The organism is Streptomyces sp. NPDC002130 (assembly GCF_040296465.1).
Lineage (GTDB): Bacteria > Actinomycetota > Actinomycetes > Streptomycetales > Streptomycetaceae > Streptomyces.
Window position 1 is genome coordinate 1 of sequence record NZ_JBEOXI010000255.1, and the last position, 11,390, is coordinate 11,390.

At 69.2% G+C, this 11,390-nt stretch carries 7 protein-coding genes; 4 read left to right on the plus strand and 3 right to left on the minus strand.

Going from position 1 to position 11,390, the window contains the following annotated elements; translation table 11 throughout:
• Window positions 1-575: 575 nt before the first annotated feature.
• Both ABT116_RS33740 and ABT116_RS33745 read right to left on the minus strand, forming a co-directional pair.
• Window positions 576-4,565 (minus strand): P-loop NTPase fold protein, encoded by a 3,990-nt coding sequence (locus tag ABT116_RS33740; protein ID WP_351641651.1) that lies wholly within the window; start codon window positions 4,563-4,565, stop codon window positions 576-578.
• A gap of 528 nt (window positions 4,566-5,093) precedes the next feature.
• Window positions 5,094-6,482: a glycoside hydrolase family 43 protein gene (locus tag ABT116_RS33745; RefSeq protein ID WP_351641654.1), complete on the minus strand. Its 1,389-nt coding sequence runs from the start codon at window positions 6,480-6,482 to the stop codon at window positions 5,094-5,096.
• Between the two features lie 240 nt (window positions 6,483-6,722).
• On the opposite strand from ABT116_RS33745, the gene ABT116_RS33750 reads away from it, so the two are divergent.
• From ABT116_RS33750 to ABT116_RS33765, 4 genes are all read left to right on the plus strand, one after another.
• Complete coding sequence (locus ABT116_RS33750; RefSeq protein ID WP_351641656.1) at window positions 6,723-8,150, plus strand: amidase; 1,428 nt, start codon at window positions 6,723-6,725, stop codon at window positions 8,148-8,150.
• A gap of 19 nt (window positions 8,151-8,169) precedes the next feature.
• Window positions 8,170-8,388 (plus strand): NfeD C-terminal domain-containing protein, encoded by a 219-nt coding sequence (locus ABT116_RS33755; RefSeq protein WP_351641659.1) that lies wholly within the window; start codon window positions 8,170-8,172, stop codon window positions 8,386-8,388.
• 134 nt (window positions 8,389-8,522) lie between these two features.
• Window positions 8,523-9,992 (plus strand): SPFH domain-containing protein, encoded by a 1,470-nt coding sequence (locus tag ABT116_RS33760; protein WP_351641666.1) that lies wholly within the window; start codon window positions 8,523-8,525, stop codon window positions 9,990-9,992.
• A gap of 43 nt (window positions 9,993-10,035) precedes the next feature.
• The gene (locus ABT116_RS33765) at window positions 10,036-10,482 is read left to right on the plus strand and encodes a type II toxin-antitoxin system PemK/MazF family toxin (protein ID WP_351641662.1); all 447 of its coding nucleotides are present in this window, start codon (window positions 10,036-10,038) and stop codon (window positions 10,480-10,482) included.
• Here ABT116_RS33765 and ABT116_RS33770 read toward each other — a convergent pair.
• Window positions 10,445-11,290: a TIGR02452 family protein gene (locus ABT116_RS33770; RefSeq protein ID WP_351641668.1), complete on the minus strand. Its 846-nt coding sequence runs from the start codon at window positions 11,288-11,290 to the stop codon at window positions 10,445-10,447. The genes ABT116_RS33765 and ABT116_RS33770 overlap by 38 nt on opposite strands.
• Window positions 11,291-11,390 lie beyond the last annotated feature (100 nt).

Below are 11,390 nucleotides of genomic sequence, written 5' to 3' on the forward strand. Positions count from 1 at the left end.
CCACCCCCGCAACTACCTGGCCTTTCTCGGCCTCGCCGCCGCACTGTGTTGCTACAAGCGACTCATCCGCCTCACCACGTAGGACACGGTCTTAGTCAGCACCAAACCAGCACGGGAGTCAGCACGGCACTTCCCAGATCATGTCGGAATTGAGCAAGTCAGGCAGTATCTTCGCGGCCTCATTGCGCCATCAAAGACGCCCCGTCAGCACCTCCATGGTATGCACGCGCACTACAACGCCCAGAACTATGGTGTCCCACCACATACGCCTCTGACCTGTACATTCCTACGGTATGGCGACACACAAACGACCCCGCCGAACAGCAGGAAGTGGTGCCGATGTCCTCCTCCCCCCCCCGCCAGCCTCAAGCGCATCGTCGCCGCCAGCCTCATCGGCACCACCATCGAGTGGTACGACTTCTTCCTGTAGAGCCAACGACGCTACCCGCTACGGAACGGGTGCAGGACGCGGCAGCTTGGGATTCTCACATCCCTGGAATGCGGATGATGACGACGAGGCATGGTTCGGACTCGCCAGGGGGCTGGACGGGTTGGACAATCCCTTGCCTCGTCTGTCATCGGATGCCCGCCGCCTTCTTAAACGCGGTTGTTCGTTCCTTCTCCGCGGTGGTCTTGCTGTGTCCGTGCAAGGTGCGTCGCAGTGCCGTGGCGACGTCAGGTGCAGGCCGCACGGCATAACCAAGCAAGGTCGCGCTGCTGGCGGTCGCATCGCGGAGCACAGGAGCGATCTCATCCACGAGGTTGCCGGGAGCGCTACCGGGGGTGCCCGTGAGGAGAGCCGCGATGAGCGGACCAACGCGCTCGATCGTGCCTTGCCCCTTGGAAAGGGCAGCCAATAGAACTTTCCACAAGGGCGTGGGATCCGGGCATGCGACAGCGATGAGGACGGCGTCCGATTCGTTCCATTCGCGGGCCTCAATAGTGTCGTCGAAGTAGTCGGAGATGGCCTGAGATGCTTGCGGACTCGCACAGATGAGAACGAGAAGCGCAGGTAGTTCGCTGGTACTTGCTGTGTTCAGCGCCGTGACGAGGATGTCTGCCGAGGCTTGGGCCGCTTGGTCGGTCAGGGCCGGGCAGCGGCCGTTCGCGGCTACGAGCAAGGCCACTTGGCGATCGAGGGTGACTGTGTCCCAGAGGGGCGCAGCATGCTGCCACGGTTCGGCGTCGTCCGTATCGAGGAGGTGCTGGGCCAGCAGGTTGGGAAGTCCGTTGCCTTGGGCCCGGTCTGGACGGTGAGCTGCGCCCACAGCGAGTGAACGCTCGCGTTCAGGAATAGCGGCCCAGTGCTGGGCGATCCATACCAGCCATTGCACGGTGACAGTTTCATCCGCCACGTAGTGGGCTACGAAGCCTGCGTTCTCAACGGGCTGCGTGCCCATGCGGCTGTAGAGGTGTTGCACTACTTGGCCGAGACGGGCGACTCTCGTTGCCGGGTCACCGAGCAGAACATGGAGGCTAGAGAAGTGATCCGCACTGAGGGGCATGTGGTGCTGTGCGAGGCGCGGGGTGAATTCGTCGATCAGTGCTACGCCCGCTTCTCGGCCCGCGTCGGTGGTCATAACCGCGGCGAGGTGTCGGCGTGCGAACACGCCTTGGGCCTCATCGGTGGTGAGGCCGGCCGTCAGGGCCGCACGGCAGGCGCGAGCGGCATCCTGAGCCTCGGGGTCGTTGGTCCTGACCCGCATGAAGGTCAGAACAGCCTCCGCGAGCGCATCGGCCACGGAGACGTCGGTGGAGGCCACCTCTCCGAGATGGCCGGCTATGGCCACAGCGCAGGTTGCCGCGTCCTGCTGTTGCAGGTCGGGCAGGATGCTGGCTGCCGCTGAGGCGAGCTGCTGGCATGTGTGCGCGGTTTGGCCGAGTGCGCTGGCAACAACTGCGCTGACCTGGCGTCCGTCGGGGGCGGTGCGGTCACCGAGGGTCCGTAGCCAGCGATGGAGTAGTTCCACAGTCGCCTTGGAACTCGTGGCATCGTCGTCGTCGATGAGGAAAGTGGCCGCGTGCTCGAGGAGTTCTGTGGCGAGCGTGGCGTCGGTTGCCGCATCCGAGGCGGTCGCTCGGCCCCATTCGTCGTCAGGAACCGTGAGCTGGCACAAGAGGTCCACGGCATGCCTGCGCAGCGGGTCGTCGTCGGCGGTCAGCCATTCCAGAACGCCGCGCATGACTGGCGGCTGCCAGCGGTGGTAGTCGGCGGTCTCGTTGATGGCGCGGCGCACTTCGGCCGGGGTGGTGCTCTCCGCGGCGCGGGGCGCCATCGCCAGGAGAGCGTGGTAGGCGTGGGGGGGCCAGAGGGCGCGCTGTGCTGCGGACGCTTCGGCATGCTCTACGAGCCATGCTTTCAAGTCCTCTGGCCCACCGGCGCGGGCGAGGGTACGGAGGTACTTCTCCACGGCCGGTCGCAGGTGCTGACCGTGCTCGTTGGCAGAGAGGTGGATCAGTGCCTGAGCCCAGGCGAATGCCGGCTGATCTGCCTGGGCTGTGACTCCGGGGACCGGTGCAGGAGGCACGCTGAGACTGGCGTAGAGGGACGGTAGGTGAGCCGGGGGCATGAGATCGAGGATCTGGATCAGGTAGTGAGCGGCAACCGTTTCTCGGGTCTGGGAGCGTCTGCTGGCGATGCGGTCGGTCAGGTTGAGCAGAGCGCGCCCGACGGGGTCGTCGCTGGAGTCGAGGTGGTCTGCGAGGCCGGGAGTGGAGGCGAGAGCATGCACGATGGCTGTCATCGTGTTGTCGAGGTCCTGACCAGAGCGCGCTGCGTCTAGGGCGTGGGTCGCGGCAAGCAGCACGCGTTCGCGCGTGCCCGTGGCTTTGAGGCGATCGCGGAAGGCATCGGCATCGCGCTGAAGCAGTTCGCGTTGGACGGCTGCGGCTTGGTCACTGCCCAACGCACGACTGGCCGGAGTGGAGCCCAAGGTAAGGAGCGGCATCAGGTGTGCGGGGCGTCCCATCCGTGCCCGGAAGGCCGTGGCCCGCAGATAGCGCAATCCGGGGTGGGCTTCGGTGTCGAGACGAGGCAGGGCACCGACGTCGACTTCGGATCCGTCGTCCGAGCCATCCTCTTCTGCCTTGACGGTGTAGAGCTCAAGGAGCGGATCGCGGAGCGCTCTGGGCCTGTCGAGCAGAGCGTCATCCAGGAGCGCGAGCAGATCGTGTTCGGCGCGGATGGCGTCGTACAGGGCCCGGTAGTCGTGGCGCAGCACAGTTAGCCGAGCCAGGGTGATGGGGTGGCCGGTGACTTCACCGCGAGCGATCCAGGCGGTGGTGCCGTTGTCCTGCTCACGTCGGATGGCGAGCCCGTAGTCGGCCAGGAAGGCATTGAGCAGGCGGATGGCATGCCGGGGATCACGGACTTCTGGGTGGATCAGCGTTTCCAGTACATCGCGCAGGGCCGAGACGCCGCCCAGCTGGGCCACCAGTTGGTGCGGTTCAGGCTGTGTGAGGATGTGTTCAAGGTACTGCCGGAGATCTGCGTCATGGTGGGCGGGGAGCACGAGCCGTACTGTGAACAACTTGTTCAAGTACTCCTGTGCAGCCTCGTCCGTCGCCTTTCGCTCGGCGGCCTTGGCAGGCACTTGCTGCTCGCTCGCCCGGGCGTGCGGGACAGGCCGGTGTGCCAGGCCCGGACGCACGCCGACGATCGCCTCTCGGACAATGTCCTCGTCGCAGGAGATCAGGAACACGGGCGGGTGTTTGTGGTACGTGCCGGTAAGCAGAAGGCTGCGCACGGTGGTGATGGCTTCGAGCACTTCGCTTGCCGACAGGCGGTCGATGTCATCGATGGCGATGATCAACCGGCGGTCGATGGCTTCGATCAGTCCGGAAAACACCTGCTCCAGGTCATCGGTGGATTCCGGACGCGGTGTGGTGAGGATGATCTCATACTTCTTCAGCATGGCTAGCGCGCCGTCCTTGGCAGTTCCGAGAACGCAGGCCACAACGGCAGCGCCCGACAAGGCGGTTACCAGCGGTCTAGCACCTGGAGCCGCGAACCAGGTCCAGGCCGACACAGCGACTCCCAGGCCGCACAGGTGGCCGACCGCCACGGCAAGCGTGCCGAGCAGCCAGATCGTGACCAGGGCGGCGAGAAGCCATGCCAGCGCTACGCCGGCGGCTGCGGGGTAGCTGAACCACCGCGCACTCCCCGGCTTGTCGGCATTCGCAGTGGGGCGCGACGCAGTGCGCTGGCGCCCACCGTCCAGACTTGCCCGTTCGGATTCCCACTTCCCGTCAGTGATGAGCCTCTGCCGCCGGGCTTCGTCAAGGAGCCCGTACAGCAGTCCTCTTGCACGGGCTGAGCCGCTGTGTCGCTCGGCACTCAAGTGCAGGATCGCCCACTTCTTGTCACCCCTCAGTTCATCTGCGAGGAGACGCACGACAGAGGACTTGCCACTGCCGAACGGCCCGAGGAGTCCGACGGCGAGCGGTTGAGTGGAACCGCGGACAATATCGAGAAGTTCGCGACTCACTGACCGATGATCAAAGCGATCTTGATCCGGTGAGTCGATCGCGCTGTCCTCGATGATCCATGGACGTCGAAGTGCCATGTCGTACCGCTCCGCTCCGAACCGGCTCTATACGGGTGAGCGGATAATAGGGGGCACCAGTGACAACCGGGACCCGCATCAGGCTCACCCGAACCGGTGACACACGCCGTGTACTGGAGAACGAACCCTCTCCCATCAGGCTGCGCCCCCTCACCGCACCCGTCACTCGGCACAAAGCACAGCAGGTCACGGAACCGCCAGGGCCCTTTCGGGACGTCCAACCAGCGGGGCTCACAGCATGAACGCTGTAGCGGCTTCAACGCGTGCTCGCCACCAGACACCTAATCGCCCCCGACGGCAGCAGACTCCATCTTGCGCGGCAAGCGCAGCGACTCGACACACGCGCGCCCGTCGGCTCCGCCCTGCATCGCGAAGTCCCGTTGGTCCACCCACGAGAAGTGGGCGGCGCTTCCCGGCCGAGTGCACAACTAGTGCACACTCGGCAGGGAACTCCCGGGGAATCCTTGGAAGTGGAGGGAAGTACTCCGCAACCGCCAGCACAATTGCCCAGGTCAGCAGGTGTGCAGGTCAAGCCCAGGCCGTCACCGGCACGAACGAACTGTCCTGCCGGAACCGGTCCGTTCCGTCGGAGCGGTCCACACGGAGCTCGTAGGCGTAGTGGCGCAGGTAGCGGCCGGGGTAGTTGTACGACTCGAAGCGGACGGAGCCGGAGGCCGTGCCGGTCCGGAGGACGAAGGTGGCGTCCTTGGCGAAGGTGCTCGTGCCGTCGTTCGGGTCGAAGCGGGCGCGGAAGTCCCAGTGGCGCAGGTAGGCACCGGTCGCGTCCCGGAAGGAGTAGCCGCCGCTGTCGGCGAGGCCGGCGACGACCGTGAAGGTGGCGGACCGCTTCTCGGCGGTGGTGCCGGCGGCGCTGACCACGGGCAGGTTGAGCAGCGAGGACTGCTGCTGCCAGTAGCGGGTCGGGTAGTTGACCGAGCGGAAGGAGCGGGTGCCGTTCCGGGCCAGGGCCGGGCCGCCCGCGACCGTCTCCTTGACGACCGTGAAGTGCCGTGCCGTGCCGGAGATCGCGGGCAGGGCGGCCGGGGCCGACCAGGTGGCGAAGGTGTCGTAGCTGTCGCTGTAGTAGTAGTTCCCGTCGCCGTAGCCGTCGAACAACATCCGCCAGCCGCCGTTGTCGAGCTGCACCAGGGCCGGGCCCTCGCGGTAGCTGCCCCAGCCCGCCCAGTCACCCGTCCGGCGGATGGTGTACGGACCGGTGAGGTTCGAGGCGGTGGCGTACTCGATGTACTTCGTCGTCTCGTTCTTGGGAAAGGCGTGGTACGTGGAGCCGATCCTCACGATGAACGTGTCGATGTGGTTGGCGCCGATGCCCGAGAGGGCGACCGGCGCGCTCCATGCCGTGAGCGCCGAGTTCGTCGCCCTCAGCAGGTACGGCGTGAAGATCCACTCGTCGTTCGTGGTGGAGCAGGACACGATGACGTTCACGCTGCCGTCGCTGTCGACGAACCACTCGGGCGCCCAGGCGCGGGACAGGCCCGCGATCGGCACGGTGTAGTCGTACAGGAACGTCCAGCCGACCCGGTCGGAGCTGCGGGCGAAACCGATGGTCGTGCTGGGGTCCTGCCATGTGTGCGTCGTGTAGGTGAGGTAGTAGAACCCGTCGGTGTGTCTGATGACACTGGCGTCGCGGATCCGGTTCGCGGGCGGGGTGTACGCGGCGGAGCGCAGCAGCCGGAAGTCGGTGGCGTCGTCCGACTGGTAGACGTTGACCGTCCCGTCGTCGCTGTCGAGGAACGGCACGATGGTGTAGCGGGTGGCCGAGCCGTTCGGGGGAGCGGCGGCCAGGGCGCTGCCGAGCAGTCCGGGGGATTCGCCGAGCAGGACGGCCGAGGCGGGCAGGGCGGCCAGGGCGCGCAGCAGCGTACGGCGGGACGGGGCGGCGGGGGGTGGGGTCACGGGCGGCTCTCCCTTGAACAGCGCGGTTCGATATACCGAACCAAGTTCGGCAACTCGATCAGACGTGGGGGCTCAGAAGGTAAGGGCGAGGCAGAGAGCGGTCAATGGTTTGAACCGGGGCGGACGCGCCCAGTGAGAAGGAAGCGGCCGGTGGGTGAACATCCACTCCCGTCGTCGGCTTACACCACCGGCCGCCGGACGTTACCGTTCGGTAGAGAAGCCGCTTCCGGAGGTGTCCGTATGACGCTCGACCGTTGCGAAGGCCTGGCGGAGACCGCCCGTGCGCTGGCCGAAGGGGAGGTGACGGCGCGGGCGCTGGTCGAGCGGACGCTGGCTCGGATCGAGGCGACCCAGGCAAACCTGAACGCCTTCCGGATCGTCCGGGCCGAGGCCGCGCTCGCGGAAGCCGACGCCGCGGACCGGGAACTGGCCTCGAAGGGCCCGGGGAAGCCGCTGCTCGGCGTGCCCGTCGCGGTGAAGGACGACATGGACGTGGCCGGTGAGCCGACCGCGTTCGGCTGCTGCGGAGAGTTCCCGCCGGTCGCCGAGGACGGCGAGGCGGTGCGGCGGCTGCGCGCGGCCGGGGCCGTGATCATCGGCAAGACCAACACCTGCGAGTTCGGTCAGTGGCCCTTCACCGAGGGGCCCGCCTTCGGCGCGACCCGCAACCCGTGGAGCACGGACCACACGCCCGGTGGTTCCTCGGGCGGGTCGGCCGCCGCGGTCGCCGCCGGTCTGGTGCCCGCCGCGCTCGGCTCGGACGGCGCCGGCTCGGTGCGGATCCCGGCCGCCTGGACCCATCTGGTCGGGATCAAGCCGCAGCGCGGCCGTGTCTCGACCTGGCCGCGCGGCGAGTCCTTCCAGGGCATCACCGTCAACGGCACCCTGGCCCGCACGGTCGCCGACGCGGCCCTGCTGCTGGACGCGGCCGCCGGCAACCACCCGCAGGACCCGCACCGGCCGCCGGCCCTCGACGTGTCCCGGGCCGTCGGCCGCGATCCCGGACGGCTGCGCATCGCGCTGTCCCTCAAACCGCCGTTCACGGCGGTGCCCGCCCGGCTCCTGCCCGAGGTGCGCACCCGGGTGGTCGAACTGGCCGAACGGCTCGCCGCGCTGGGGCACTTCGTCGAGGAGGCGGACCCGCCGTACGGGCAGATCGGGCTGACCTTCGTGCCACGCGCCACGGCCGGCATCGCCGAGCGGGTGGGTGAGGCGCCCTTCCCGGCGCTGCTGGACCGGCGCACCCTGGGCGCGGCCCGGCTGGGACGGCTGCTCGGCGGTGCCCCGCTGCGGGCGGCCCGGCGTGCGGAGAGCGTGCTGCACCGGCGTATCGGCGGGTTCTTCACCTCGTACGACGTCGTCCTCGCGCCCACGACCGCCGCTCCCCCGCCCCGGATCGGTGCCCTGCTCGAACTCAGCGGGTTCGCCACCGACCGGGCGATGATCGCCGCGTGCCCGTACGCCTGGCCGTGGAACGTGCTGGGGTGGCCCGGGGTCAACGTACCCGCCGGTTTCACGCCGGACGGGCTGCCGGTCGGCGCGCAGTTGCTGGGACCGGCGAACAGCGAACCGCTCCTGGTGCAGGTGGCCGCGCAGTTGGAGGCGGAGCTGCGCTGGTCCGAGAAGTGGCCGGCGCCGCCGGTCACGGCACGTTCCGCAGCCGCCTGAGCGACCGTACGCTGTCCTCATGGCGGACGCGTCGATGGTCGGGCTCATGGGGCGGGTCACCGGAACGATCGGACCCGGGCTGGTCGGCGAGGTGATCGTCCGGGTGCGCGGCGGCGCCGAGCACTTCCTCGCCCATCCCGCCTCCGCGAGGGACCGCATCGAGACGGGCACGGTCGTGATGGTGGTCGAGTACCTGCCCCCGAGGACCGTCTACGTCACGGCGGCGTACGACAGTTGAGCCCGCTGCGACGCAGGTGAGAGCCGTACGCGTCAAGCTTGTGCCAAGGATGCGCAGGTGTCTGTACCGGGGCCCCGCCGAGGAGCACACTCCCCTTCGTTCGGTGCCGAGAGGGCACCATGCAGAGGGGGCGAATGCCGATGGTCGTCGGCGTCGTTGCGGGGGTGGCGGTTGCCGCCGTCCTCGTTCTGATCGGTCTGTTCAAACTCATGTGGCGGGTCGCCGAACCCAACGAGGCGCTGATCATCTCGGGGTCCAAGCACCGCACCGAGGGCCTTGAGGAGGGGATGGGATTCCGTATCGTCACCGGACGCGGCACGCTCGTGCTGCCCGGGGTGCAGGCGGTGCGCAAGCTCTCGCTCGATCTCAACGAGACCGAGCTCCACGTGGACTGCGTGACCCACCAGGGCATCCCGCTGAAGGTGCGGGGCGTGGTCATCTTCAAGGTGGGCGACGACTTCGTGTCGATCGCCAACGCGGCACGGCGGTTCCTCGACCAGCAGAAGCTGATGTCGGAGCGGGTGCACAACGTCTTCGCCGGTCATCTGCGGTCCATCGTGGGCGGGTTGACGGTCGAGGACATGATCCGGGACCGGGAGAAGCTCACCGGGCAGACCCGGGCCGCGTGCGGTACCGAGATGGAGAAGCTGGGCCTGATCGTGGACTCGCTGCAGATCCACGAGATCGAGGACCCGACCGGATACATCCAGAACCTCGCCATGCCGCACGCTGCGGCCGTGCAACGCGACGCGCGCATCGCGCAGGCCGAGGCCAACCGGCTGGCCACCGAGGCCGAGCAGCAGTCGTTCGCGCGGATGGCGGAGGCGACCCGGGACAGCGAGATCCTCCAGGCCGGCTATCAGGCCGAGCGCGACAAGGCGGCCGCCAAGGCCCGGCAGGCGGGACCGCTCGCGGAGGCCGGGGCCCGGCAGGAGGTCGTCGTCCAGGAGACGCGGGTGGCGGAGCTGGAGGCGCACCGGCGCGAGCAGCAACTCCAGGCGGACGTCCGCAAACCCGCCGACGCGGCGGCCTACGAGACGCGCACCCTGGCCGAGGCCGACCGCGACGCGCGCATCTCGTCGGCCCAGGCGCAGGCCAAGGAGACGGAACTGGCGGCGGCCGCCGAGGCGACGCGGGTGAAGACGGCCGCGGGCGCCGATGCGGAGGCGACCAAGGCGCGGGGCGAGGCGGCCGCGCTGGCGACCCGGGCCACCGGTGAGGCCGAGGCGGCGGCGGCCCAGGCCAGGGGTCTGGCCGAGGCCGAGGCGGCCCGGGCGAAGGGCCTCGCGGAGGCGGAGGCCATCAAGGCCCGTGCCGCCGCCCTGGCGGAGAACCAGGAGGCCGTCGTGGCCCAGCAACTCGCCGAGAACTGGCCGGAGATCGTGAAGGCCGGTGCCTCCGCGTTCGGCAACGTCGACAACATGGTGCTGCTGAACGGCGCCGACGGCATGGCGGACCTGTTCGCCAAGGCGCTCACCATGGGCGGCACGGGGCTGGGCCTGGCCCGTCAGCTGCTCGCGTCGATGGATCACAACGGGCAGGCGCCGAAGGACACCTCACCGCTCAACGGCATGACCCAGAAGGTGCCGATGGACGACAGGTGACCCCTCACACCCGGCTCACGGGGGCAGCCTCTAGGGTGCCCCCGTGAGCACGCCTACCGATGAGAACGTCCCCGGCCGTCACGGCCCCTCCGCCACCGTCCAGGCCGACCCCCGCGAGGTGGGCCGGGTCCGCACGGAGTACTCCCCCGCCCACGACGGCGACCCGGACCCCGGGGAGATCGTCTGGACGTGGGTGCCCTACGAGGAGAACGACGGCCGGGGCAAGGACCGCCCGGTGCTGGTGGTGGCCCGCGAGGCCGGCGGCACGTTCCTGGCCGTGCAGTTGTCCAGCAAGCGGCACGAGGGCGACCGGGAGTGGGTGCCGATCGGCAGCGGGCCGTGGGACCGGACGGGCCGGGAGTCGTGGGTCGACGTGGACCGGGTGCTGCGTCTGCACGAGGACGGCATGCGCCGGGAGGCCTGTGCCCTGGACCGCATGCGGTTCAACCTGGTCAGACGCCGGCTGCAGGAACGCTACGGCTGGAGCTGAACGTCTCTTGGAATGCGCCCAGGACCGCACGGTCCCGTGTGCGGTCCAGGATCCCGAACACCACGTGGTCGAAGGTCTGCGCGAACCGGCCACCGGACCCGAGCAGCGTCCTGAACGCCCGCGCCACCTGCGCGGGGTCGTTGCGGAACACCCCGCAGCCCCAGGCGCCCAGGACGAGCCTGGGGTAGCCGTGGGCCGCGGCCGTCTCCAGGACGCGTTCCGCGCGCGCCGCCAGGGCCCGCGGCAGTTCGGCGGCCCGTTCGGGCGCCGTGCGCAGCACCACGCCCGCGTTGGGTGCGGGCGAGGTCAGGAAGCCCGCGGTGTACGGCTCGGCCAGCAGTCCGCCCCGGTCGTCGCGGAAGACGGGCACGGCCGGTGAGTGGATGACACGGTCCGTGTAGAAAGGGTCGCGGTGGGCCCGGTGGTGGTCGTAGAACGCGCGGGCCTCGAGGAGGCAGGTGTACAGCGCGGAGGCCCGGCACAGGGCTTCCTCCTGGGCCTGAGCGCCGTTCAGGTAGCCGCCGCCGGGGTTGCGGGCGGAGGCGAAGTTCAGCACGGCCACGGGCCCGTCGAGCCGACGGGCCGCCTCCAGGCTGCTCTCGCCCGTGACCTCCACCAGCGTCTTCCGCGCGCCCGTCACCCGATCGGCGGGCACCGGCACCGGATCCGGCCCGTGCAGGCGCGTGCCCTCGCGCGCCGCCCGCAGCTGCGCCGCGATCGAGATGTCCCGCCCGTCCGGCGCGCGGTAGGCCCCGGCCGCGACGATCTGCTCGGTCTCCCGCGCGATACCGCGCAGACGCGCGCTCACGGCGCCCCCGACGGCGACCTGGCGCACACCCAGACCCCGCGCGAGGCCCTGACCTATGTCCACGCCCGGCTCACGGAGGCCCGCGTCTGATGGCAGGACA